Source organism: Kluyvera sp. CRP, from assembly GCF_019930565.1.
Taxonomy (GTDB): domain Bacteria; phylum Pseudomonadota; class Gammaproteobacteria; order Enterobacterales; family Enterobacteriaceae; genus Kluyvera; species Kluyvera georgiana_A.
Genome location: NZ_CP082841.1, coordinates 3,880,137 through 3,904,473, shown reverse-complemented (window position 1 = coordinate 3,904,473; position 24,337 = coordinate 3,880,137). Strand labels below are relative to the sequence as shown.

Below are 24,337 nucleotides of genomic sequence, written 5' to 3'. Positions count from 1 at the left end.
GGCTGGAGCTCGCTATGATGTTAAGTAAAAAGAACAGCGAGGCGCTGGAAAGTTTCAGCGAGAAGCTGGAAGTCGAAGGGCGTAGCCTGTGGCAGGATGCGCGCCGACGCTTTATGCATAACCGCGCGGCGGTCACCAGCCTGGTCGTGCTGGTGCTGATTGCGCTCTTCGTAACGCTGGCGCCGATGTTATCGCAGTTTTCCTACTTCGATACCGACTGGGGCATGATGTCCAACGCGCCAGATATGGAGTCCGGTCACTATTTTGGCACCGACTCTTCCGGGCGCGATCTGCTGGTGCGTGTGGCAATCGGCGGACGTATCTCACTGATGGTCGGTATTGCTGCCGCGCTGGTGGCCGTCATCGTAGGGACGTTGTACGGTTCGCTCTCTGGCTATCTGGGCGGCAAAGTTGATTCGGTGATGATGCGCCTGCTGGAAATCCTCAACTCCTTCCCGTTCATGTTCTTCGTCATTTTGCTGGTGACCTTCTTCGGGCAAAACATCCTGTTGATTTTCGTCGCCATCGGGATGGTTTCCTGGCTGGATATGGCACGTATCGTGCGCGGTCAGACGCTTAGCCTGAAACGTAAAGAGTTTATTGAGGCGGCCCAGGTCGGCGGTGTCTCTACCGCGAGCATCGTTGTCCGCCATATCGTGCCGAACGTACTCGGGGTCGTGGTGGTTTACGCCTCTCTGTTGGTGCCAAGCATGATTCTGTTTGAATCCTTCCTGAGCTTCCTTGGTCTGGGGACACAAGAGCCGCTGAGCAGTTGGGGAGCGCTGTTAAGCGATGGCGCTAACTCGATGGAAGTGTCGCCGTGGCTGCTGCTGTTCCCGGCTGGATTCCTGGTCGTGACGCTGTTTTGTTTCAACTTTATCGGCGATGGCCTGCGTGATGCCCTCGACCCGAAAGACCGTTAAGGAGTGTTGCCATGAGCATAATTGAAACGGCAACGACGTCGCAGCGGTTGCTGGACGTAAAAGATCTGCGTGTGACCTTTAAGACGCCTGACGGTGATGTGACCGCCGTTAATGACCTCAACTTCAGCCTGCGTGCGGGTGAGACGTTGGGGATCGTCGGCGAGTCCGGTTCGGGTAAATCGCAAACGGCGTTTGCCCTGATGGGGCTATTGGCAAGCAACGGGCGGATCGGCGGTTCGGCACTGTTTAACGGGAAAGAGATCCTTAACCTGCCAGAGCATGCGCTGAATAAACTGCGTGCCGAGCAGATTTCAATGATTTTCCAGGACCCAATGACCTCCCTGAACCCGTACATGCGGGTAGGCGAGCAGCTGATGGAAGTGCTGATGCTGCATAAAGGCATGGGCAAGGCCGAAGCGTTTGAAGAGTCGGTCAAAATGCTGGATGCGGTCAAAATGCCGGAAGCGCGTAAGCGTATGCGAATGTATCCGCACGAGTTTTCCGGCGGTATGCGTCAGCGCGTGATGATCGCGATGGCTTTGCTGTGTCGGCCAAAACTGCTGATTGCCGATGAGCCCACCACCGCGCTGGACGTGACCGTTCAGGCGCAGATCATGACGCTGTTGAATGAACTGAAGCGTGAGTTTAACACCGCAATTATCATGATCACCCACGATCTCGGCGTCGTCGCCGGGATCTGCGATAAGGTGCTGGTGATGTACGCGGGCCGTACAATGGAATATGGCAAAGCGCGCGATGTGTTTTATCAGCCTGCGCACCCGTACTCTATTGGTCTGCTGAATGCGGTTCCACGTCTGGACGGTGAAGGTGAATCGCTGCTGACCATTCCTGGCAACCCGCCAAACCTGTTACGTCTGCCAACCGGCTGCCCGTTCCAGCCTCGCTGCCCGCACGCGATGGAGGTGTGTAGCAGCGCGCCGCCGCTGGAAGAGTTTGCGCCAGGCCGCTTACGCGCCTGCTTTAAGACCGTGGGGGAACTGGTATGAGCGCCGTGACTGACGAAAGAAAAGTACTACTCGAAATCGCGGATTTAAAGGTCCACTTCGAGATTAAAGATGGCAAACAGTGGTTCTGGCAGCCGCCGAAAACGCTGAAAGCGGTAGATGGCGTCACGCTTCGACTGTATGAGGGCGAAACGTTAGGGGTGGTCGGCGAGTCTGGCTGCGGGAAATCAACCTTTGCGCGAGCCATTATCGGTCTGGTGAAAGCCACCGATGGTAAAGTGGCCTGGCTGGGGAAAGACCTGCTCGGCATGAAGCCGGATGAGTGGCGCAATGTGCGTAGCGACATTCAGATGATTTTCCAGGATCCGCTGGCGTCATTGAACCCACGTATGACTATCGGTGAGATCATTGCCGAGCCGCTGCGCACCTACTACCCGAAAATGCCGCGTCAGGAAGTGCGCGACAAAGTGAAAACCATGATGATGAAGGTGGGGTTGCTGCCAAACCTCGTCAACCGCTATCCGCATGAGTTTTCCGGCGGCCAGTGCCAGCGTATCGGCATTGCGCGTGCGCTGATCCTTGAACCGAAACTGATTATCTGTGATGAGCCAGTTTCGGCGCTGGACGTGTCGATTCAGGCGCAGGTGGTCAACCTGCTGCAGCAACTACAGCGTGAGATGGGGCTGTCGCTGATCTTCATCGCTCACGATCTGGCGGTAGTGAAGCATATCTCCGATCGTGTACTGGTGATGTATCTGGGACATGCGGTAGAGCTGGGCACCTACGATGAGGTGTACAACAATCCGTTGCATCCTTACACCAGAGCGTTGATGTCCGCCGTGCCGGTGCCCGATCCCGACCTGGAGCAGAATAAAACCATTCAGCTTCTGGAGGGCGAACTGCCTTCGCCGATCAACCCACCGTCAGGCTGTGTATTCCGGACCCGCTGCCCACTGGCGGGGCCAGAATGTGCGCAAACGCGTCCACTTCTGGAAGGAAGTTTCCGTCACGCCGTTTCCTGTCTCAAGGTTGACCCGTTATAATCGTCAGGGCTGGCAGGTTGCCAGCCCTTATTTTTTATACGAGGGTTCATCGTGACCGGGATTAGCGCTTTGCGCCATCGTCTTTATCATTTCTTATTCGATCAACGCACGCGGACCGGGCGCCGGTTTGAAGCGCTGTGCGGTTGTTTTGCCTTATTAAGCGTTGTCACTATCTTTATTGAGTCGGGTATCGGTACAACTTACCATCTCACCTACGATGAATGGCATGCTTTTGTCTGGCTGGAAATTGCCTTTACGCTGGTGTTCACGCTGGAGTATTTCCTGCGTCTATTCTGCTGGCCCAATCCCGCACGCTACGTTTTCAGCTTCTGGGGATTTATCGACCTGGCCACCATTCTGCCGTTTTACGTGATCATGCTATGGCCTGAAATCGGCGTGGAATATTTGTTTGCCTGGCGAGCGATGCGTGTGATTCGCGTACTGCGAATTTTGAAGCTGCTCCGGCTGATGCCCGCGCTGAATAGTTTGTGGAGCGCGATCGTTAATTCCCGTCATCAGCTGATTCTATTCTACGCGTTTATCGGCATCGTAATGGTTGTTGCGGGGGCGCTTATGTACGGAATCGAAGGGCCGGTGAACGGTTTTACGACGCTGAGTACGGCGGTATATTGGGCGATTGTGACGGTCACGACGGTGGGTTATGGCGATATTACGCCACATACCGCTGCGGGCAGAATGGTGGCGTCTGTTCTGATCTTAATCGGTTACTCTGTGATCGCGATTCCGACCGGGATTATTACCGCTCAGATGACCAGCGAATTCCAGAAACGTCGTCAGGAACGGGTGTGTCCGCATTGTAAACAGCGACACCATGAGCCAACTGCGCGCTATTGCAACGGCTGTGGTACCGCGCTGCCTCGGCAACAATAATTTGCCGACAAAAAAGGGCAGCGTGGCTGCCCTTTATCTTATTACTCGCGCCAGAGAATATGGCAAAGCTTGTGATCTTTTTCGCGACACAGTAGCACGCGGGCGAAAATATCGTTGATCTCGCCGCCGTCGGTATCCGCCAGACCAATCACCACTTCAGCGAAGAAATCGGGATTCAGATCGAAATCAACGTGATCTTTCCAGTCTTCGGAAGGGTCGAACAGCTCGGCGCCGCCGCGCTCTTCAAACTGCAGGTTGAACAGAATAATGTCGGCCGGGTCAAGGTTGTCACCCGCAAGCTCAAGAAAAATGTCATAAGCCTGTTCGAGCGTTTCATCTTCGGTCAGACGATTGTTTAAATCCATATCCATGATGGCTACCTGTTGAGTGCTAATGGGCACGTTTTACAGTAATGGGCTAAAGAAGTAAAACAGTCGTTCGGCGAGACGATGCCAGAATGGTCGTTTCACCCACAGTCGTGCATCCAGCAGACGTGAACGGGAAATATAGTCGTCCTGTACGGCAGCCAGATCGCTACCGAATCCGCTGTCGTCTATCACCAACGTAATCTCGAAGTTGAGCCACAGGCTACGCATATCGAGGTTAACCGTCCCGACCAGGCTTAGTTCACCGTCGACCAGCACGCTCTTGGTATGCAGCAGGCCCCCTTCAAACTGATAGATTTTGACGCCCGCAGCCAGCAGTTCCGTAAAGAAGGCTCGACTGGCCCAGCCAACCAGCACTGAGTCATTTTTACGCGGCAAAATGATGCTCACATCAACTCCACGCTGCGCGGCGGTGCAGATAGCGTGCAACAGATCTTCGCTCGGAACAAAGTACGGAGTCGTCATGATCAGGTATTCGCGAGCGGAATACGCCGCGGTGAGCAGTGCCTGATGGATCAGGTCTTCAGGGAAACCAGGCCCGGACGCAATCGTCTGGATGGTATGCCCGCTGGCCTCTTCAAACGGCATGATGTTGAGGTCGGGCGTCGGCGGTAAAATGCGTTTGCCGGTCTCAATCTCCCAGTCGCAGGAGTAAACGATACCCATGCCGGTGGCGATAGGGCCCTCCATACGCGCCATCAGATCAATCCACTGGCCGACTCCGGAGTCTTGCTTAAAGAAACGTGGGTCGACCATGTTCATACTGCCGGTGTAGGCAATATAGTTGTCGATCATGAGCATTTTACGATGCTGGCGTAAATCCATCCGGCGCAGGAACACACGCATCAGATTAACCTTCAATGCTTCAACAACCTCGATGCCCGCATTGCGCATCATGGCGGCCCAAGGGCTACGGAAGAAGGCAACGCTGCCTGCGGAGTCCAGCATCAATCGGCAGTGCACGCCGCGACGGGCAGCGGCCATCAGCGATTCAGCAACCTGATCGGCCATGCCGCCTGGCTGCCAGATATAAAAGACCATCTCGATATTGTGGCGCGCCAGCTGAATATCGCGAATGATTGCCTGCATCACGTCGTCAGACTCAGTCAATAGCTGTAGCTGATTGCCCTTGAGACCCGCTATACCCTGACGGCGTTCACATAGCTTAAACAGAGAAGAGGCAACCTGGCTGTTGTCTTCGGCGAAGATATGTTTGCAGGCTTTTAGATTGTTCAACCACTTTGCGGTTGACGGCCACATCGCACGCGCACGTTCTGCGCGGCGTTTTCCAAGGTGTAGTTCACCGAGTGAAAGATAGGCGATGATACCGACCAACGGGAGAATATAAATAATCAGCAGCCAGGCCATGGCTGAAGGCACGGCACGTCGCTTCATCAGAATACGTAACGTTACCCCGGCGATTAACAACCAATACCCCAGAATGGCCATCCAACTTACTACGGTGTACACGGTTGTCATATTTCGAAAATCCTTTTGCTTGCCAGTTGTTAAGAGTTTACGCATCAGAAGAGATCTGGCAAATAAAAACGCAACGAGAAACCGCTGGTCAGCCATTTGCAAGGGGCTATAATGGGGCGTCTTTTTTAGCAAGAGCGTTAGAAATGAAGCGTAGTAGACCGGAAGTGGGGCGCTGGCGGATGGTGAGACAAGCCAGTCGTCGCAAAGCGCGTTGGTTAGAAGCACAATCGCGTCGTAATATGCGCATCCACTCCATCAGAAAGTGCCTGGTCGGCCGGCAGCGAAACTGCCTGTTGTTTGCCATTTACGATCTCTGATGATTAAAGGGCACCGTCAGGGTGCCCTCTGTTTTTCAGCCTGCTTAGCGCAACTCAAAAAACCTTTTTATACGGTTTTACCGAAACCTGCTGATACACCCCAGCCGCGACGTAGGGATCGTCCTGCGCCCAGGACTGAGCTGCTTCCAGCGATTCAAATTCTGCAATCACCGTTGAACCACTAAAACCTGCCGCGCCCGGATCGTTGCTGTCAACGGCTGGCATTGGCCCGGCGGTCAGTAGACGGCCTTCATCATGCAGCAACTGCAAACGAGCCAGATGAGCGGGGCGGACCGAAAGACGTTTTTCAAGAGAGTCGGCGATATCCTGAGCATAAATGACGTAAAGCACGGGCGGAGCTCCTGTTTAAATAGTTTGCGGATTACGGTAAGACAAAGCGCCAGCGACTGCAATGCAAAGTTTTGTGTGCAGAAAAACACGCGAAGCGTCGCGGTTTTTTTGACCAGGCGCAGGAGAAAATTGACCGAAGATAAGATGGCTTATTGAATATGATTGCTATTTGCATTTAAAATCGAGTTCTCATTTTTCAACTGTAACGACTATGACTGCAATGACCCTTGATTTACCCCGCCGGTTTCCGTGGCCGACGTTGCTCTCTGTTGGCATCCATGGTGCCGTCGTGGCCGGTCTGCTTTATACCTCGGTACATCAGGTTATTGAATTGCCCGCTCCCGCGCAGCCGATTAGCGTCACGATGGTTGCGCCGGCCGATCTCGAGCCTCCTCAGGCTGTCGCTCAGCCGCAGCCAGTCGTTGAGCCGGAGCCCGAGCCTGAACCCGCACCGATTCCGGAGGTGCAGCAGGCGCCGGTCGTTATTCACAAACCAAAACCGAAGCCGAAGCCAAAACCCAAGCCGGTGAAAAAAGTCGAACAGCCGAAGCCTGAAGTAAAGCCGGTTGAATCGCGTCCTCTGTCAACGGTTAACCGTGATGCGCCGCCGGCGCGTTCGGTTGCCAACAATTTGCCGGGGGCAAGCGCGCCGTCGGTTAGCGCGCCTACCGGTCCACGAGCGTTGAATCGCCCGCAGCCGGGTTACCCATCGCGCGCTCAGGCGCTGCGTATCGAAGGTAAAGTACGGGTGAAATTTGACGTGACCGCCGATGGTCGCGTGGAGAATGTGCAAATCCTCTCAGCGCAGCCATCCAATATGTTTGAGCGCGATGTTAAAACGGCAATGCGGAAATGGCGTTACGAATCCGGCAAGCCGGGGACGGGGCTGATTATGAATATTGAGTTCCGCCTGAAAGGCGTCCAGATGAACTAAGTAAAAGCCCCCGAAAGGGGGCTTTGTCATTATGCGGCCAGAACCTTATCCATTGCCTTTTGCGCGATCACCAGATGCTGTCCGCCAAATAGAATCGCCCGGTTAATCAACGTATAGAGCTGATATATCGGCTGGCGCTCAAGAAATCCGGCTGGTAGCGGTGAAATCGACTGATAGCCGTCGTATATTTGCGGTGGTTGGTCGGGATGCAGCGGCAACATCGCCAGATCACACTCGCGATCCCCCCAATAGCAAGCCGGGTCAAAAATGTACGGCCCGTTTGGCCCCAGTGCGCAGTTGTTTGACCAGAGGTCGCCGTGCAGCAGCGAAGGCTGCGGCTGATGCGAACTCAAGCGCTGCTGGATATGATCGACAATCGCGTCGATATCGCCAAACTCCATGCCTTTTTCTGCGGCCAACTCTAACTGCCAGCCAATTCGCTGCTCGGCAAAAAAATTCGACCAGCGACGTTGCCAGGCATTGGGCTGTGGGGTGGTGGAAAGGTCGTTGTCAAAATCGAGGCCAAACTGCGGTTGGTCGCTCCACTGATGCAGGTGAGCGAGCTGCTGGCCCAGCAGGAAGGCATTATGTGCGTCCAGAGGACGGGGCGGCAGATACTCCATCACCAGGAAACTGTAGTCGCGGTCTGTACCCACGACGAACACTTCCGGGACGGTCACGGTTTTACTGCGAGAGAGCAGCTCGAGCTGATCGGCCTCCGCGGTAAAAATGGGCAACAATTCACGTTCATCGCACTTCACGAAGAAATCCCGACCGGCATAACGTATATGCCATGCGGCATGAATTTCTCCGCCGGGCAGTTCAGTACGCAGATCGATTTCGCCACTTCCAAGTTGCTCGCCTAACAGGCTACTGATCGCTTGCCACATGATGTCTCTCCCCATGTTTTCTGCCGTATCATAAGGTTAGCGCATTACTGCTGGGTAAAAATTCGAGCTATACCGCACAACGGGTAAAAAGAATGTAGATCGCAGAGGCAGGATCGTACTCCCTCTGCTACAGACGTGTGATGACTGCGCTTCGTATGCACCCCATTGTTAACCATGGAGTTTGCTTAGCATAGCCGATTACGGCGATTTAGCGACCTGCGGGATGCCCCGCAGATCCGTTTTCCTGCACATTTAGTGCTGTTGCAGATAAGAATAAATTTTCTGCGTATTTTCGCGTGAACACAGGCGGGTACCTTGATTGATCGTGGCGGCACTGCCTGCCGCGACGCCATAGCGCACCATTTCCTCAAGGCTGGCGCCCTCTGCAAGTTTCAGCGTCATGGCGCCGACCATGCTGTCACCTGCGCCAACGGTGCTCTGGCTTTTGATCGGCGGCGGGACAACCTGCACGCATGAATGCGCGTCAACGGCCAATGCCCCCTGTGCGCCCAAAGAAACCACTACGCGGCGCGCTTTCCCGCTGCGAACGATCTCCTGCGCGGCGTTGCGAACATCATCCGGTTGGTTCAGGTCCCGCTGAACCAGTGCGCTAAGTTCTTTCTGATTGGGTTTAACCAGCTCGATGTCGCCGATCGCCAGCGCGGCCGCGAGGGCGTCGCCGGAGCTATCAATAATGCAGCGTAGCCCGTGCTGCTGGGCGGATTTAATCAGGCTGACAAACTGTGTGAGGGAGACCCCTGGCGGCAGACTTCCGCTAATAACCAGCAGAGAGCCAGAATCGATCTGCGATATGTTGTTTTGCAGCGCTTCCAGTTCATCATCATGCAGCGTGGCGCCTGGCATGACAAAGCGATACTGCTCGCCGCTTGCATCAACGTGGACGTGGAGATTCTGCCGCGTCCATTCACGGGATTCGACACTGTTGACGGGAACATGTTCGGCTTGTAGTAACGCCACCAGATGTTCTCCGGTCGCACCGCCCGCCGGAAAGAGAGCGGTAGCGTTGCCACCCAGAAAGGTAATCGCGCGCGCAACATTGATTCCACCTCCGCCAGGTTCAAAGACAGGAGCGCTACAACGAAGTTTACCTTCGGGATAAATTTGTGGTGTTTGCGTGGCGCTGTCGAGTGAAGGGGCGAGCGTCAGTGTGTAAATTTTAACCATAGCTATAACCTCCCTTTATGAGCAAATAGACTGCTCTGGACACAACCTGGTTTAAGTCTGGCACTTGCCTGATGAGAATGAAAGAAACAACAGCATGATTTTTATAGAAAAGTGTAAATAACTGCTGACTTTTATTATGAAATAAAATGCGCTTTAAGACGGCTCTTATTCAAAAAATGAAAGACGAATAGCATTGCTATGTTATTCGTGCCTTTTTATAATTTGTTGCCTTTCTATGGACCACCCCGACGTTGATCCTCGCGAAAGTTTCCGGGACGGAATCGTCTCCTTTTTTGTTGTACGGACTCATAATAAATGAAGCTTTTGAAGACAGTACCGGCAGCGGTTGTGCTGCTGGGGGGCGTGTTTGCGTCTGCATATGCAACCGCCAGTGATACCGTTTTTACTGTCATGGATGACCCAACCAGCGCTAAAAAACCTTTTGAAGGTAACGTGAATGCGGGCTACCTCGCACAATCTGGCAATACCAAAAGCTCATCAGCAACCGCTGATTCAACGCTGACCTGGTACGGAGATACGACGGCATGGTCCCTGTGGGGCAATGCCAGCAATACATCCGCTAACGATGAACGCTCTTCTGAAAAATATGCTGTTGGCGGCCGTGGTCGCTATAACATGACGCATGAAGACTACCTGTTTGGCCAGGCTAGCTGGTTAACCGACCGTTATAACGGCTATCACGAGCGTGATGTCTTTACCGCAGGTTATGGTCGCCAGTTCCTGACCGGGCCGATCCACAGTTTCCGTTTTGAATTTGGTCCCGGTGTTCGTTACGACGAATACACCGACGGAAACTCGGAAACACAGGCGCTGGGTTACGCGTCTGCGGCCTATGCATGGAAGATGACCGACACCACTAAATTCACTCAGGGTGTCTCTGTATTGGGGGCCGATGATACGACCGTCAACTCAGAAACCGCGCTAAATGTTGCTATCAATGAGCACTTTGGCCTGAAAGTGGCCTACAACGTGACGTGGAACTCTGAGCCACCGGAAACGGCACCGAATCACACCGATCGCCGTACTTCTTTGACGTTGGGTTATACCATGTAGTCATTTACGGGCCGGAGATAAGCCGGCCTGTATTTTCAATTTTGCGCGATGTGTTATTATTAAATACGACCGCTGTTTTATTTAATTAAAAATTCATAACCTCCATAATATCTCCACATTTGCCCCTTTCGACATAATATTCAATAAATTTGACACGAATAGCTAAATATTTTGACTAGGCAAAAGTGTGATCTGGATCTACACTTGTGTTCAAGGGCGAAATGATGCCTTGGCGTTCAAAAGTCTTAATCCAGTTAGAGAATAAACATTATGAAAAATATCAAAATCGCATCTGCAGCTATTCTGCTGTCAACACTCTCTTTCGGTGTATTTGCTGCCGAGCCTGCCACGCAGCCAGCCAGTTCCACTAAAGCCGCTACCGTTCAGCACGTTGGTATCTCCAGCGCCTATGACGTTGAAGCCGGTTCCAACATTGCCCCGGGCTCACAGAATACCGGTCGTTCTATGGATGACGCATTCAATGTTCACACCCTGGTTGCAGGTGAGTGGTACTAACTATTCTGTGCTGTAATAATTTGATTTCTTATTAATTATTAATACCGGCAGAGAAAACCGGGTAGAGTCGTACCGGTTTTTCTTGCTGCTATTGATATTTGTTAAAATAAGAAAATTCAGTATTTGTATTTAAAACGTCAGTTCAGGTATTTTTACCGCACGTATTGTTAATAAATAAACGTTAAAGGCATTTTTGTATATAAATGATCTTTAACCAGAGTTTCCCGTCACGGTTGTTTATCTATTTATTATCCCCATATCATTGCCGCCCATCTGAGTAGCAGCATGGCACCACAGATGGCGATTAACACCAGCACCATTTTCCAGTGTTTTTTCGCGAATCGATGTGTCGGCATTGGTTCACTCCCTTATATATGCTGTGTTTCACGTAGTGTACCAGAATTGTCGACAAACATAGCAACCCGCACAGGGTAGGGCAATTGCGGCTTTAATCACGCCCTGATGATGTGTAAACTAACCCACGGTATTATCAACAGCGGATCCAGGCGGAGCCCGGTACACCGTACAGGTTCCTCATTTTTCGCAGAGTGAAGCGGAAATCAATCCATAACGTGTTGATAAATTTAATCATATAGTTTTGTATGTGCTCTTTCGTGTGGGGCACCACTGCAAATAAGGACATGAAATGCCTGTAATTACTCTTCCTGATGGCAGCCAACGCCATTATGACCATGCCGTAAGCCCGATGGATGTCGCTCTGGACATCGGCCCTGGTCTGGCAAAAGCCACCATCGCTGGGCGCGTGAACGGTGAACTGGTTGATGCATCCGATATCATTGAAAACGATGCAACGCTGTCTCTCATCACTGCGAAAGATGAAGATGGCCTGGAAATCATTCGTCACTCCTGCGCTCACTTGCTTGGTCATGCCATTAAACAGCTGTGGCCAAACACTAAAATGGCGATTGGCCCGGTTATCGACAACGGCTTCTATTACGACGTTGATCTTGACCACACGCTGACCCAGGAAGACATCGACGCGCTCGAAAAACGTATGCATGAGCTCGCCGAGAAAAACTATGACGTCATCAAGAAGAAAGTGAGCTGGCATGAAGCCCGCGAAACTTTCGTGAAGCGTGGCGAAACTTATAAAGTTTCCATCCTTGATGAAAATATTGCGCATGATGACAAACCCGGTTTGTATCATCACGAAGAATACGTCGACATGTGCCGCGGTCCGCACGTGCCGAATATGCGTTTCTGTCACTACTTCAAGCTGATGAAAACCGCCGGTGCCTACTGGCGCGGCGACAGCAACAACAAGATGCTGCAGCGTATCTACGGTACGGCGTGGACGGACAAAAAAGCCCTCAATGCCTACCTGCAACGCCTGGAAGAAGCGGCGAAGCGCGATCACCGTAAAATCGGTAAGCAGCTCGACCTGTATCATATGCAGGAAGAAGCGCCGGGTATGGTCTTCTGGCATAACGACGGCTGGACTATCTTCCGCGAGCTGGAAACTTTCGTGCGCTCCAAGCTGAAAGAGTACCAGTACCAGGAAGTGAAGGGCCCGTTCATGATGGACCGTGTGCTGTGGGAAAAAACCGGCCACTGGGACAACTACAAAGATGCGATGTTCACCACCTCTTCTGAGAACCGTGAGTACTGCATCAAGCCGATGAACTGCCCGGGGCACGTTCAGATCTTCAATCAGGGTCTGAAATCTTACCGCGACCTGCCGCTGCGTATGGCGGAGTTCGGTAGCTGCCACCGTAATGAACCGTCAGGTGCGCTGCATGGCTTAATGCGCGTGCGCGGCTTCACTCAGGATGACGCCCATATCTTCTGTACGGAAGAGCAGGTGCGTGACGAAGTGAACGCGTGCATTCGTTTAGTCTATGATATGTACAGCACTTTCGGTTTCGAAAAAATCGTGGTCAAACTTTCAACGCGTCCGGAAAAACGTATCGGTAGCGATGAAATGTGGGATCGTGCAGAAGCGGATCTGGCAGTTGCGCTGGAAGAAAACAACATCCCGTTTGAATATCAGCTGGGTGAAGGCGCATTCTACGGTCCGAAAATTGAATTTACCCTGTATGACTGCCTCGATCGTGCATGGCAGTGCGGTACTGTACAGTTAGACTTCTCTCTGCCGGCTCGTCTGAGCGCCTCTTATGTTGGCGAAAACAACGAACGTCAGGTACCGGTGATGATTCACCGCGCAATTCTGGGGTCTCTGGAGCGCTTCATTGGCATCCTGACCGAAGAATTCGCTGGCTTCTTCCCAACATGGCTTGCGCCGGTGCAGGTTGTGGTGATGAATATTACCGATTCTCAGTCTGAATACGTTAACGAATTGACCCGCAAACTACAAAATGCAGGCATTCGCGTAAAAGCGGACTTGAGAAATGAGAAGATTGGCTTTAAAATCCGCGAGCACACTTTACGTCGTGTCCCTTACATGTTGGTCTGTGGCGACAAAGAGGTTGAAGCCGGCAAAGTTGCCGTGCGTACCCGTCGTGGCAAAGACTTGGGCAGCCTGGACGTAAATGAAGTTATCGAGAAGCTGCAACAAGAGATTCGCAGCCGCAGTCTTCAACAACTGGAGGAATAAGGTATTAAAGGCGGAAAACGAGTTCAAACGGCACGTCCGAATCGTATCAATGGCGAGATTCGCGCCCAGGAAGTTCGCTTAACTGGTCTGGAAGGTGAGCAGCTGGGTATTGTGAGTCTGAGAGAAGCAATCGAAAAGGCTGAAGAAGCTGGAGTAGATTTAGTTGAAATCAGCCCTAACGCCGAACCGCCAGTTTGTCGTATCATGGACTACGGCAAGTTCCTTTATGAAAAGAGTAAGTCTTCTAAGGAACAGAAGAAAAAGCAAAAAGTTATCCAGGTTAAGGAAATTAAATTCCGTCCTGGGACCGATGATGGCGATTACCAGGTAAAACTCCGCAGCCTGGTTCGCTTTCTCGAAGATGGCGATAAGGCCAAGATCACACTGCGTTTCCGCGGTCGTGAGATGGCCCACCAGCAGATCGGTATGGAAGTGCTTAATCGCGTCCGTGACGATCTGAGTGAACTGGCAGTAGTCGAATCCTTCCCTACGAAGATCGAAGGCCGCCAGATGATCATGGTGCTCGCTCCTAAGAAGAAACAGTAAGGCCTTCAAGTAACAACGTTCGTGAAGCCTTCGGGCTTCACTGATGTTGTTCGCCTATGTTTCGTTTATTAACAATGCGAAGTGGAAGTTATTAAGATGCCAAAAATTAAGACCGTACGCGGTGCTGCTAAGCGCTTCAAAAAAACCGGTGGTGGTGGATTTAAGCGTAAGCACGCAAACCTGCGTCATATTCTGACCAAAAAATCTACTAAACGTAAACGTCACCTGCGTCCAAAAGGCCTTGTTTCTAAAGGCGATCTGGGTCTGGTTATCGCGTGCCTGCCGTACGCATAAGCCGTTAACGTTTAATTTTTTACTAAGAATATAGATACAGGAGAGCTCACATGGCTCGCGTAAAACGTGGTGTAATTGCTCGTGCACGTCACAAAAAAATTCTGAAACAAGCTAAAGGCTACTACGGTGCGCGTTCTCGCGTATACCGCGTTGCCTTCCAGGCTGTTATCAAGGCTGGTCAGTACGCTTACCGTGACCGTCGTCAGCGTAAGCGTCAGTTCCGTCAACTGTGGATTGCACGTATCAATGCGGCAGCACGTCAGAACGGTATTTCTTACAGTAAATTCATCAACGGCCTGAAAAAAGCCTCTGTTGAAATCGACCGTAAGATCCTGGCTGACATCGCAGTATTCGACAAAGTAGCGTTCACCGCTCTGGTCGAAAAAGCGAAAGCAGCACTGGCATAAGCCAGTTGAAAGAGGGAGCTAGTCTCCCTCTTTTCGTTTTAATAGCATCAAAACGTTGACATTTATTTCCGTAGCCCTTTCAATAAAGGTGTTACGACTCTTACCACACAAGGTAACGCAAGCATGAATGCTGCTATTTTCCGCTTCTTCTTTTACTTTAGCACCTGAACTCAGGAGGCTTGCGCGTGAAAGAAGAAACGAAAAATCAGCGCCAATAAGCCTCCAGATGGAGGCTTTTTTTGTATCTGAATTCGAGATTAAGTCCACCAAACCGGTGTCTGCACCGACATAATGAGGAAAACCATGTCACATCTCGCAGAGCTGGTTGCCAGTGCCAAGGCAGCCATTAACCAGGCTTCAGATGTTGCCGCGTTAGACAATGTCCGCGTCGAATATCTGGGCAAGAAAGGGCATCTGACCCTTCAGATGACCACACTGCGTGACCTGCCGCCAGAAGAGCGTCCGGCTGCAGGCGCGGTCATCAACGAAGCGAAAGAGCAGGTACAGCAGGCACTGAACGCGCGTAAAGCCGATTTAGAAAACGCTGCGCTGAACGCTCGTCTGGCCGCAGAGACCATTGATATCTCCCTGCCGGGGCGTCGTATTGAAAACGGGGGCTTACACCCGGTAACGCGCACCATTGACCGTATTGAAAGTTTCTTCGGTGAGCTCGGCTTTACCGTTGCAACGGGCCCGGAAATCGAAGACGACTACCATAACTTCGATGCGCTGAATATTCCGACGCACCACCCGGCACGTGCTGACCACGACACTTTCTGGTTTGACGCTACCCGTCTTCTGCGCACTCAGACCTCTGGCGTACAGATTCGTACCATGAAGGAGCAGCAGCCGCCAATCCGTATCATCGCGCCGGGCCGCGTGTATCGTAACGATTACGATCAGACGCACACCCCAATGTTCCATCAGATGGAAGGCCTGATTGTTGATAAAAACATCAGCTTTACCAACCTGAAAGGGACGTTGCACGATTTCCTGCGCAACTTCTTTGAGGAAGACCTGCAAATTCGTTTCCGCCCGTCCTACTTCCCGTTCACCGAACCGTCCGCTGAAGTTGACGTGATGGGTAAAAACGGTAAATGGCTGGAAGTGCTGGGTTGCGGGATGGTGCACCCGAACGTTCTGCGCAACGTAGGCATCGATCCGGAAGTGTATTCCGGCTTCGCCTTCGGTATGGGCATGGAGCGTCTGACCATGCTGCGTTACGGTGTCACCGATTTACGTGCGTTCTTCGAAAACGATCTGCGTTTCCTCAAACAGTTTAAATAAGGGCAGGACAACATAATGAAATTCAGTGAACTGTGGTTACGCGAATGGGTTAACCCGGCTATCGACAGCGAAGCGCTGTCGGGGCAAATCACCATGGCGGGCCTGGAAGTCGACGGCGTTGAAGCCGTGGCTGGCAGCTTTAACGGCGTGGTGGTCGGTGAAGTCGTTGAGTGTGGTCAGCATCCGAACGCCGACAAACTGCGTGTCACGAAAGTGAACGTAGGCGGTGAACGTCTGCTGGATATCGTCTGTGGCGCGCCGAACTGCCGTCAGGGCCTGAAAGTGGCCGTGGCAACCATCGGCGCAGTGCTGCCGGGTGATTTCAAAATCAAAGCGGCAAAACTGCGTGGCGAACCGTCTGAAGGCATGCTGTGCTCCTTCTCCGAGCTGGGTATTTCCGACGACCATAGCGGCATTATCGAACTGCCGGCCGACGCGCCGTTGGGTACCGATATCCGTGAATACCTGCAGTTAGACGATAACACTATCGAAATCAGCGTCACGCCAAACCGTGCCGATTGCTTAGGCATCATCGGCGTGGCTCGCGACGTGGCGGTACTGAACAAGCTGCCGCTGAACGCGCCGGAAATCGCGCCAGTGGCGGCGACCATCGCGGACGTGCTGCCAATCGAAGTTGAAGCCGCCGACGCCTGCCCGCGCTATCTGGGCCGCGTGGTGAAGGGCATCAACGTCAAAGCGCCAACGCCGCTGTGGATGAAAGAGAAACTGCGTCGCTGCGGTATTCGCTCCATTGATGCGGTCGTTGATGTGACTAACTATGTCCTGCTGGAACTGGGTCAGCCGATGCATGCGTTCGATAAAGATCGTATTGAAGGCGGCATCAAAGTGCGGATGGCGAAAGAGGGCGAAACTCTGGTCCTGCTGGACGGTTCTGAAGCCAAACTCAGTGCAGACACCCTGGTGATTGCCGACCACAACAAAGCGCTGGCGATGGCCGGTATCTTTGGCGGCGAGCACTCTGGCGTGAATGACGAAACCCAAAACGTGCTGCTGGAATCTGCTTTCTTCAGCCCGCTGTCCATCACCGGCCGTGCGCGCCGTCATGGCCTGCACACCGATGCTTCTCACCGCTACGAGCGCGGTGTGGATCCGGCGCTGCAGTACAAAGCAATCGAGCGCGCTACCGCGCTGCTGATCGAACTGTGCGGCGGCGAAGCGGGTCCAATCATCGATGTGACTCATGAAGCCGCGCTGCCGAAGCGTGCGACCATTACGCTGCGTCGTAGTAAGCTGGATCGCCTGATTGGTCATCATATTGCTGATGATCAGGTGACCGATATTCTGACTCGCCTGGGCTGTGAAGTGACGGTCGGTGACAACCAATGGCAGGCGGTTGCGCCAAGCTGGCGTTTCGACATGGAAATCGAAGAAGACCTGGTCGAAGAAGTGGCGCGCGTTTATGGCTATAACAGCATCCCGAACGAGCCGGTACAGGCCGGTCTGGTGATGGGCAGCCATAAAGAAGCCAATCTGTCGCTCAAGCGTGTGAAAACCATGCTGAACGATAAAGGCTATCAGGAAGTGATCACCTACAGCTTCGTGGACCCGAAGGTTCAGCAGCTGGTTCACCCGGGTGAAGAAGCGCTGATTCTGCCAAGCCCAATCTCCAGCGAAATGTCCGCCATGCGTCTGTCTCTGCTGACCGGCCTGCTGTCGACGGTGGTGTACAACCAGAACCGCCAGCAGAACCGTGTCCGTATCTTCGAGACTGGTCTGCGCTTCGTTCCGGACACTCAGGCACCGCTGGGCATCCGTCAGGATGTGATGCTGGGTGGGGTCATCTGCGGCAACCGCTACGATGAGCACTGGAATCTGGCAAAAGAGACCGTTGATTTCTATGATTTGAAGGGCGATCTGGAATCTGTTCTCGATCTGACCGGTAAATTATCTGAAATTGAATTCAAGGCAGAAGCCAACCCGGCACTGCATCCGGGCCAGTCTGCCGCGATTTATCTGCGCGGTGAACGCATTGGTTTCATTGGTGTTATCCACCCTGAACTGGAGCGTAAACTGGATCTGAACGGCCGTACACTGGCGTTTGAACTGGAGTGGAACAAGCTCGCAGACCGCGTGGTTCCTCAGGCGCGCGACGTTTCTCGCTTCCCGGCAAACCGTCGTGACATCGCCGTTGTGGTCGCTGAAAATGTGCCGGCAGCGGATATTTTAAACGAGTGTAAGAAAGTTGGCGTAAATCAGGTAGTTGGCGTAAACTTATTTGACGTGTACCGTGGTAAGGGTGTTGCGGAAGGCTATAAGAGCCTTGCTATCAGCCTGATTTTACAAGATACCAGCCGTACACTCGAAGAAGAGGAGATTGCCGCTACCGTTGCCAAATGCGTAGAGGCATTAAAAGAGCGATTCCAGGCATCATTGAGGGATTGAACCTATGGCGCTTACAAAAGCTGAAATGTCAGAATATCTGTTTGATAAGCTTGGGCTTAGCAAGCGGGATGCCAAAGAACTGGTGGAACTGTTTTTTGAAGAGATCCGTCGTGCTCTGGAAAACGGTGAGCAGGTTAAACTGTCCGGTTTTGGCAACTTTGATCTGCGTGACAAAAATCAACGCCCGGGACGTAACCCAAAAACGGGTGAAGATATTCCCATTACAGCCCGGCGTGTGGTGACCTTCAGACCAGGACAGAAGTTAAAAAGCCGGGTCGAAAACGCAACACCCAAAGAAGAGTAATTCTGATCTAACTAAAAAGGCCGCTGATGCGGCCTTTTTCTTTTCTGGGCGGCGTTGTCACCGTAAAATCAAACGCTTCTCCACGGGCGACGGATAACTATGCAGGTTTATGTAGATCAACAGCAGCGGCGTAATCGTCGCTGGCTTACCGGATTGTCTCTGGCCCTATTGGCGATGCTGACCATCAGCCTGTGCGCGGGCGACCAGTGGATCCCTCCCGGCGAATGGCTCACGGCCAAAGGTCAGTTGTTTATCTGGCAGATTCGCCTGCCGCGTACCGTTGCGGTGCTGTTGGTCGGCGCGGCGCTGGCCTTGTCGGGGGCGGTGATGCAGGCGTTGTTTGAAAATCCGCTTGCCGAACCGGGATTGCTTGGCGTCTCTAACGGCGCGGGCGTCGGACTTATTGCGGCAATTATGCTCGGCCAGGGTCATCTTCCGGGCTGGGCGCCAGGGCTGGCAGCCATTGCGGGCGCATTGGTGATAACCGGAATACTAATGCGCTTTGCACGACGCCATCTCTCCACCAGCCGCCTGCTGCTGGCGGGCGTGGCGCTGGGCATTATCTGTAGCGCGTTGATGACGTGGGCGGTCTATTTTTCGACGTCGTTCGACCTTCGCCAACTGATGTACTGGATGATGGGCGGATTTGGCGGCGTGGACTGGCAGCAGACAGGGTTGATGGTGGTGCTGCTGCCGGTGATTGTCTGGGTTTGTCTGCAAGCTCAGCCGTTAAATCTGCTGGCGCTAGGGGAAACCTCTGCTCGCCAACTGGGCGTACCCATCGCCTTCTGGCGTAAGCTGCTGGTGATGGCTACCGGCTGGCTGGTGGGTGTCAGTGTGGCGCTGGCGGGTGCTATCGGTTTTATTGGACTGGTGGTTCCGCATATGTTGCGCCTGTGCGGCCTGACTGACCATCGCGTGCTGCTACCGGCCAGCGCGCTGGCGGGGGCGAGCACGCTGCTGTTTGCTGATATTATCGCACGATTGGCGCTGTCGGCCGCTGAGCTGCCAATTGGCGTTGTGACCGCGACGCTGGGGGCACCGGTGTTTATCTGGTTGTTGCTAAAGTCAGGACGCGACTAACGCAACGTCCTGATTAAAAAGCTTTGGTGTCGTGCCAGCGTATCTGGCTATTATTAAAGACCGGGCGATAAGACCCAAACACGCTGAAAAGAGGATGCTATGCAAACCACCATACTGAACACCCCTGTCACGACTATCGACGGCGAGAAAACAACCCTGGAAGGCTACAAAGGCAAGGTACTGCTGATTGTTAACGTTGCCTCTAAATGTGGCCTTACACCGCAGTACGAGCAGCTAGAAGCGCTACAGACGTCTTTACAGCACGAAGGCTTTACGGTGCTCGGCTTCCCGTGTAATCAGTTCCTGGGCCAGGAGCCGGGTAGCGAAGAAGAGATTAAAACGTTTTGCAGTACGACTTACGGCGTAACGTTCCCGCTGTTTAGCAAAATCGACGTGAACGGCGACACGCGTCATCCGCTGTATAGCCTGTTGACCCGTCTTGCGCCGAAAGCCGTAGCGCCGGAAGGCAGCGGCTTTTATGAACGTATGGCCAGCAAAGGACGCGCCCCTGCGCATCCGGGCGATATTCTGTGGAATTTCGAAAAGTTCCTGATTGGTCGTGATGGTCAAATCATTAACCGTTTCTCTCCGGATATGACGCCGGATGATCCGATCCTGACCGCGGCCATCAAGCAGGCTCTTGCTCAGCCATGATGCCGCTGATGCAGCTTCAGCATGTTGCTGAAGGCAGCCGCCTTCATGCGTTCAGTGCCAGGGTGGAGCCCGGTGAGATCATTCATCTTGTTGGGCCAAACGGGGCTGGCAAGAGTACGCTGCTGGCCAGAATGGCCGGTCTGAGTAGCGGGAAGGGCGCCATCACGTTGAATGCGCAGCCGCTGGATGAATGGCCTGCGCAGACGTTGGCGCGCCATCGCGCGTATCTTTCTCAGCACCAGACGCCACCCTTCGCCATGCCTGTCTGGCAATTTCTGATGTTGCATCAACAAGGCGAGCGGCAATCGGCGCTCGCCGTTCACGTGACTGAGATGTTGGATCTGAGTAATAAGCTCGGACGTAACGTCAGCCAGCTCTCCGGCGGCGAATGGCAGCGAGTTCGGTTGGCGGCCGTCATTCTGCAAATTCACCCTGACGATAATCCAGATGGTCAGCTTCTGCTGCTGGATGAGCCGATGAACAGTCTTGATGTCGCTCAGCAGGCGGCGCTGGATAGGTTGTTGGCTGAACTGAGGGGGGCAGGCGTCGCTATCGTGATGAGCAGCCATGACCTGAACTATACATTACGCCATGCCGGACGTGTCTGGCTATTATGTCAGGGGCGTTTGATCGCCAGCGGTGAGACCGAGAACGTTATGCAGCCCGCGCATTTATCTGCCGCGTATAATATGCGCTTTCAGCGACTGGATATTGCTGGGCACCAAATGCTCATTTATGACGATGTCGGCGAAAATTAATCCAACTCCGCTTGAAATGGCGGTGATTGCTTGCCAGGCAAACCGCAATAGATATAATTTATTAGCTGAATAAAAAACTGAGGATTCGCTGGATATGCGTTTCTGGACTCTTTTTCTCGTGGCTTTCGTTTTAGCAGGGTGTAGTAGCCATCGCGCGCCGCCGCCCAATCCCCGGCTTTCGGATTCTATTACCGTTATCGCAAGCTTAAACGATCAGTTGCAAAACTGGCACGGTACGCCTTATCGCTATGGTGGGATGAACCGCCGCGGCGTGGACTGTTCCGCTTTTGTGCTGATGACTTTCCGCGATAAATTCGAAATGCAGCTTCCTCGGGAAACACGGCAACAAGCGAAGATCGGCACCGAAATAGATAAAGATGAACTGCTGCCCGGCGACCTGGTGTTCTTTAAGACTGGCGCAGGCGAGAGCGGGTTGCACGTGGGTATTTACGATACCGACAACCAGTTTATTCATGCCTCCACCAGCCAGGGCGTCACGAGGTCATCGCTCGATAATGTCTACTGGCGAAAAAACTTCTGGCAGGCCAGGCGAATTTAATCAAAAAGAAAAGGAGGCGAAATGCCTCCTTTTCTTTTTATAGACGACAACATTTTAAATAAATAGCCGACAATATGCCGATTTTGTCAGGTGAGATCATAGAACTTAAGGTTGATTGTGTTAATCCATTACTTTCGATTACAATCATTATGATCCAGTGACGGACCACAAAAATAAAAGGAACCGATGAAAGGAATAACAGCAGTATTCATTACCGTAGGTTTTTTGCTTTGTGACGTCGGAAACCCGGACATGACTTTTAGTGAAGGGCAGTCGCAATGATTGTATCGCTGGATAATACGTATTGTTCTCAATTGTTTTTCCTTCCCGCCAGAAATAGCGACGGGCGTCTTGTCGGTCTGAAAATCGTCAGCCAATTTAGCGGTCTTGATAATCACATACGCATTCCCACTGGTCTGGTGCTGCCGCGGCTGACTCCACAACAAGAAATAACCTTATTTGAGGAAAAACTGGCGCTGTTGAATAACTGTCAGTTGTTCTTTCGTCAGCACAACCTCAAAGCGTGGATCACTGCGCCACCGGGGCTTGTTACGGCGCTGCTTGCCGACGATGAGCTCGTCGCCAGCGCGCAGCGTTTTCCGTTTCTGGAGTTGGCCGTTAGCGAAAGCTATCCTGGCCTCAATCAGGTAGATGAAAATCATCCTTTGGCCCACCTGTGTCAACACTTCCCTTTAGTGCTCAGTGACTTTGGTTCCGGTGATGCCTCCACCCGCGCGGTATTCGCCGGGCTGTTCACTCGCATTGTTCTGGATAGAAGCTTTGTCCAGCGCCAGTCAAAATCCGCGTCTTTTGAACCGTTTCTGCGTGCGATCGTGACGCAGATCCAGCCTTACTGTCAGGGTATTATGATCTCCGGTGTGGATGACGAGCACACGCGTCAGCGCGTAGCGTCCTTCGGGTTCAGTGGGATGCTTGGCAACCTGTGGCCGGTAGTGGCAGAATCTTCCTTAACAACATTAGTGCAACAATAACCCTGCACTTACCCGGGTGTTTAACGTACAGTAACCCAATACACTACGGGCAGGAGGAACCATGAACCTGTCATTTAACACCCGCTGGCGCGATGAGCTGCCAGGATTTTACAGTGCGCTACAGCCCACGCCGCTGCATAACGCCCGCGTGATCTGGTACAACGCGCCGCTGGCGCAAGCGCTCGCGATTCCCGAATCACTTTTCACGCCTGAACATGGCGCAGGCGTCTGGGGTGGCGAAACGCTGCTGCCCGGTATGTCGCCGTTAGCACAGGTATACAGTGGTCATCAGTTTGGCGCCTGGGCAGGGCAACTGGGCGACGGGCGCGGTATCTTACTGGGCGAACAGCAGTTAGAAAACGGCAAAACGGTCGACTGGCATCTTAAGGGCGCTGGACTCACGCCGTATTCACGAATGGGCGATGGGCGAGCGGTACTACGTTCGACGATTCGTGAGAGTCTGGCCTCGGAAGCCATGCATTATCTTGGCATTCCGGGCACCCGGGCGCTGGCGATAGTGACCAGTGATACGCCGGTCTACCGCGAAACGGTAGAATCTGGCGCGATGCTGATGCGCATTGCCGAAAGCCACATCCGATTTGGCCACTTCGAACATTTCTACTACCGCCGCGATATCGACAGCGTACGTAGGCTGGTGGACTTTACGATCCGTCATTACTGGCCGCAGTTGCAGCATGAGGCCGATGATTATGCGCTGTGGTTCCAGGACGTCGTGGCGCGTACGGCGCAGATGATTGCCCGCTGGCAAACGGTGGGTTTCGCACATGGCGTGATGAATACCGACAACATGTCGATACTGGGTCTGACGCTTGACTACGGTCCGTTTGGTTTCCTCGATGACTATCAACCCGCGTTTATCTGTAATCACTCGGATCATCAGGGTCGCTATCGCTTCGATAATCAGCCTGCAGTCGGTCTGTGGAACCTTCAGCGTCTGGCGCAGGCGGTGTCACCTTTGATTGAGGTGGATACGCTTAACGCTGCGCTGGAAGGCTATCAGGCGGTGCTGTTCCGTGAATATGGGCAGCGAATGCGTCAGAAACTCGGGCTGTTCAGTGAAAGAACAGGCGATAACGATCTGCTTAACGGCTTGTACGCGTTGATGGAACGAGAAGGGAGTGACTATACACGTACCTTCCGCTTGCTCAGTGAAACGGAGCAGCACAGCGCCGCGTCGCCGCTGCGTGATGAGTTTATTGACCGCGCAGCCTTTGACAGCTGGTTTACTCAGTACCGCGCGCGTTTACAGCTGGAACAAGTGGATGACGCGACGCGCCAGCAGGCAATGAAACTCGCCAACCCGGCCATGGTCCTGCGAAACTGGTTGGCGCAACGGGCGATTGAGCAAGCGGAGAAAGGCGACTATCGGGAGCTCTATCGCCTGCATGAAGCGCTGCGCGATCCGTGGCGCGATCGGAATGATGACTACAGTCGACGTCCGCCTGACTGGGGTAAGAGACTGGAAGTCAGCTGTTCAAGCTAATGTATTCAGGCTGCGCT

The 24,337-nt window shown here is 53.1% G+C and carries 28 protein-coding genes and 1 other annotated feature; of the genes, 22 read left to right on the top strand and 6 right to left on the bottom strand.

The window, feature by feature from the left end; translation table 11 throughout:
* The first annotated feature begins 14 nt into the window (after positions 1-14).
* The 4 genes from oppC to K7B04_RS18475 are packed head-to-tail and all read left to right on the top strand — an operon-like array spanning position 15 to position 3,822.
* The gene (gene oppC, locus K7B04_RS18490) at positions 15-923 is read left to right on the top strand and encodes an oligopeptide ABC transporter permease OppC (RefSeq protein WP_163448653.1); all 909 of its coding nucleotides are present in this window, start codon (positions 15-17) and stop codon (positions 921-923) included.
* Between the two features lie 11 nt (positions 924-934).
* The gene (locus K7B04_RS18485; protein WP_163448652.1) at positions 935-1,930 is read left to right on the top strand and encodes an ABC transporter ATP-binding protein; all 996 of its coding nucleotides are present in this window, start codon (positions 935-937) and stop codon (positions 1,928-1,930) included.
* Complete coding sequence (gene oppF, locus K7B04_RS18480; RefSeq protein ID WP_163448651.1) at positions 1,927-2,931, top strand: murein tripeptide/oligopeptide ABC transporter ATP-binding protein OppF; 1,005 nt, start codon at positions 1,927-1,929, stop codon at positions 2,929-2,931. Before K7B04_RS18485 ends, oppF begins: the two co-directional genes overlap by 4 nt.
* Before the next feature lie 48 nt (positions 2,932-2,979).
* On the top strand, positions 2,980-3,822 hold the full coding sequence (locus K7B04_RS18475; RefSeq protein WP_167577287.1) for an ion transporter: 843 nt from the start codon (positions 2,980-2,982) through the stop codon (positions 3,820-3,822).
* Between the two features lie 41 nt (positions 3,823-3,863).
* Here K7B04_RS18475 and K7B04_RS18470 read toward each other — a convergent pair whose 3' ends face one another.
* Both K7B04_RS18470 and cls read right to left on the bottom strand, forming a co-directional pair.
* The gene (locus K7B04_RS18470) at positions 3,864-4,193 is read right to left on the bottom strand and encodes an HI1450 family dsDNA-mimic protein (protein ID WP_163448650.1); all 330 of its coding nucleotides are present in this window, start codon (positions 4,191-4,193) and stop codon (positions 3,864-3,866) included.
* 33 nt (positions 4,194-4,226) lie between these two features.
* A complete protein-coding gene (cls, locus tag K7B04_RS18465; RefSeq protein ID WP_163448649.1) occupies positions 4,227-5,687 on the bottom strand; it encodes a cardiolipin synthase in 1,461 nt (486 codons plus the stop codon).
* Positions 5,688-5,830: 143 nt separating this feature from the next.
* Between cls and K7B04_RS18460 the strand changes: the two genes are divergently transcribed.
* Positions 5,831-6,004 (top strand): YciY family protein, encoded by a 174-nt coding sequence (locus tag K7B04_RS18460; protein ID WP_122983154.1) that lies wholly within the window; start codon positions 5,831-5,833, stop codon positions 6,002-6,004.
* Between the two features lie 54 nt (positions 6,005-6,058).
* Here the strand turns inward: K7B04_RS18460 and K7B04_RS18455 are convergent, their stop codons facing one another.
* A complete protein-coding gene (locus K7B04_RS18455; RefSeq protein WP_064545104.1) occupies positions 6,059-6,355 on the bottom strand; it encodes a YciI family protein in 297 nt (98 codons plus the stop codon).
* A 220-nt stretch (positions 6,356-6,575) separates the two neighbouring features.
* Here K7B04_RS18455 and tonB point away from each other — a divergent pair, with 220 nt between their 5' ends.
* On the top strand, positions 6,576-7,289 hold the full coding sequence (tonB, locus tag K7B04_RS18450) for a TonB system transport protein TonB (RefSeq protein ID WP_223804192.1): 714 nt from the start codon (positions 6,576-6,578) through the stop codon (positions 7,287-7,289).
* 29 nt (positions 7,290-7,318) lie between these two features.
* Here the strand turns inward: tonB and K7B04_RS18445 are convergent, their stop codons facing one another.
* Positions 7,319-8,179, bottom strand: coding sequence for a fructosamine kinase family protein (locus K7B04_RS18445; protein ID WP_167575721.1), 861 nt, complete (start codon positions 8,177-8,179; stop codon positions 7,319-7,321).
* A gap of 252 nt (positions 8,180-8,431) precedes the next feature.
* Positions 8,432-9,364, bottom strand: coding sequence for a 6-phosphofructokinase II (gene pfkB / locus K7B04_RS18440; protein WP_163448646.1), 933 nt, complete (start codon positions 9,362-9,364; stop codon positions 8,432-8,434).
* Positions 9,365-9,679: 315 nt separating this feature from the next.
* Between pfkB and K7B04_RS18435 the strand changes: the two genes are divergently transcribed.
* Together K7B04_RS18435 and K7B04_RS18430 are read left to right on the top strand one after the other, a co-directional pair.
* Positions 9,680-10,438: a YdiY family protein gene (locus tag K7B04_RS18435; RefSeq protein WP_163448645.1), complete on the top strand. Its 759-nt coding sequence runs from the start codon at positions 9,680-9,682 to the stop codon at positions 10,436-10,438.
* A 270-nt stretch (positions 10,439-10,708) separates the two neighbouring features.
* Positions 10,709-10,954 (top strand): hypothetical protein, encoded by a 246-nt coding sequence (locus K7B04_RS18430; protein WP_163448644.1) that lies wholly within the window; start codon positions 10,709-10,711, stop codon positions 10,952-10,954.
* Positions 10,955-11,202: 248 nt separating this feature from the next.
* On the opposite strand, the gene yniD is transcribed toward K7B04_RS18430, so the two are convergent.
* Positions 11,203-11,310 carry a small membrane protein YniD gene (gene yniD, locus K7B04_RS18425; protein WP_100249959.1) on the bottom strand — a complete coding sequence of 36 codons (108 nt, stop codon included), beginning with the start codon at positions 11,308-11,310 and terminating at the stop codon, positions 11,203-11,205.
* Between the two features lie 290 nt (positions 11,311-11,600).
* Here yniD and thrS point away from each other — a divergent pair, with 290 nt between their 5' ends.
* The 14 genes from thrS (at position 11,601) to selO (ending at position 24,320) form a co-directional block, all read left to right on the top strand.
* Positions 11,601-13,529, top strand: a complete 1,929-nt coding sequence (gene thrS, locus K7B04_RS18420) for a threonine--tRNA ligase (RefSeq protein WP_064545116.1) — start codon at positions 11,601-11,603, stop codon at positions 13,527-13,529.
* Positions 13,530-13,532: 3 nt separating this feature from the next.
* Positions 13,533-14,075 (top strand): translation initiation factor IF-3, encoded by a 543-nt coding sequence (infC, locus tag K7B04_RS18415; protein WP_071845866.1) that lies wholly within the window; start codon positions 13,533-13,535, stop codon positions 14,073-14,075.
* 96 nt (positions 14,076-14,171) lie between these two features.
* Positions 14,172-14,369, top strand: a complete 198-nt coding sequence (rpmI, locus tag K7B04_RS18410) for a 50S ribosomal protein L35 (protein WP_003030583.1) — start codon at positions 14,172-14,174, stop codon at positions 14,367-14,369.
* Between the two features lie 50 nt (positions 14,370-14,419).
* Positions 14,420-14,776, top strand: a complete 357-nt coding sequence (gene rplT / locus K7B04_RS18405; protein WP_000124850.1) for a 50S ribosomal protein L20 — start codon at positions 14,420-14,422, stop codon at positions 14,774-14,776.
* A gap of 118 nt (positions 14,777-14,894) precedes the next feature.
* Positions 14,895-15,019: a sequence feature (Phe leader region), on the top strand.
* A complete protein-coding gene (pheM, locus tag K7B04_RS18400; RefSeq protein WP_001386830.1) occupies positions 14,900-14,944 on the top strand; it encodes a pheST operon leader peptide PheM in 45 nt (14 codons plus the stop codon). It overlaps the preceding feature by 45 nt.
* Positions 15,020-15,079: 60 nt before the next feature.
* Positions 15,080-16,063: a phenylalanine--tRNA ligase subunit alpha gene (gene pheS, locus K7B04_RS18395; protein ID WP_064545118.1), complete on the top strand. Its 984-nt coding sequence runs from the start codon at positions 15,080-15,082 to the stop codon at positions 16,061-16,063.
* Positions 16,064-16,078: 15 nt separating this feature from the next.
* Positions 16,079-18,466 carry a phenylalanine--tRNA ligase subunit beta gene (gene pheT / locus K7B04_RS18390; RefSeq protein ID WP_223802711.1) on the top strand — a complete coding sequence of 796 codons (2,388 nt, stop codon included), beginning with the start codon at positions 16,079-16,081 and terminating at the stop codon, positions 18,464-18,466.
* A 4-nt stretch (positions 18,467-18,470) separates the two neighbouring features.
* The gene (ihfA, locus tag K7B04_RS18385; RefSeq protein WP_003030571.1) at positions 18,471-18,770 is read left to right on the top strand and encodes an integration host factor subunit alpha; all 300 of its coding nucleotides are present in this window, start codon (positions 18,471-18,473) and stop codon (positions 18,768-18,770) included.
* A 99-nt stretch (positions 18,771-18,869) separates the two neighbouring features.
* A complete protein-coding gene (gene btuC / locus K7B04_RS18380; protein WP_163446509.1) occupies positions 18,870-19,853 on the top strand; it encodes a vitamin B12 ABC transporter permease BtuC in 984 nt (327 codons plus the stop codon).
* 99 nt (positions 19,854-19,952) lie between these two features.
* Positions 19,953-20,507, top strand: coding sequence for a glutathione peroxidase (locus K7B04_RS18375; RefSeq protein WP_163446508.1), 555 nt, complete (start codon positions 19,953-19,955; stop codon positions 20,505-20,507).
* The gene (gene btuD, locus K7B04_RS18370; protein WP_223802710.1) at positions 20,504-21,265 is read left to right on the top strand and encodes a vitamin B12 ABC transporter ATP-binding protein BtuD; all 762 of its coding nucleotides are present in this window, start codon (positions 20,504-20,506) and stop codon (positions 21,263-21,265) included. Before K7B04_RS18375 ends, btuD begins: the two co-directional genes overlap by 4 nt.
* A gap of 94 nt (positions 21,266-21,359) precedes the next feature.
* Entirely contained in the window at positions 21,360-21,824 is a 465-nt protein-coding gene (locus K7B04_RS18365) for an NlpC/P60 family protein (RefSeq protein ID WP_163446506.1), read from the top strand.
* Between the two features lie 278 nt (positions 21,825-22,102).
* A complete protein-coding gene (locus tag K7B04_RS18360; protein ID WP_163446505.1) occupies positions 22,103-22,816 on the top strand; it encodes an EAL domain-containing protein in 714 nt (237 codons plus the stop codon).
* A gap of 61 nt (positions 22,817-22,877) precedes the next feature.
* Positions 22,878-24,320: a protein adenylyltransferase SelO gene (gene selO, locus K7B04_RS18355; RefSeq protein WP_223802709.1), complete on the top strand. Its 1,443-nt coding sequence runs from the start codon at positions 22,878-22,880 to the stop codon at positions 24,318-24,320.
* Positions 24,321-24,337 lie beyond the last annotated feature (17 nt).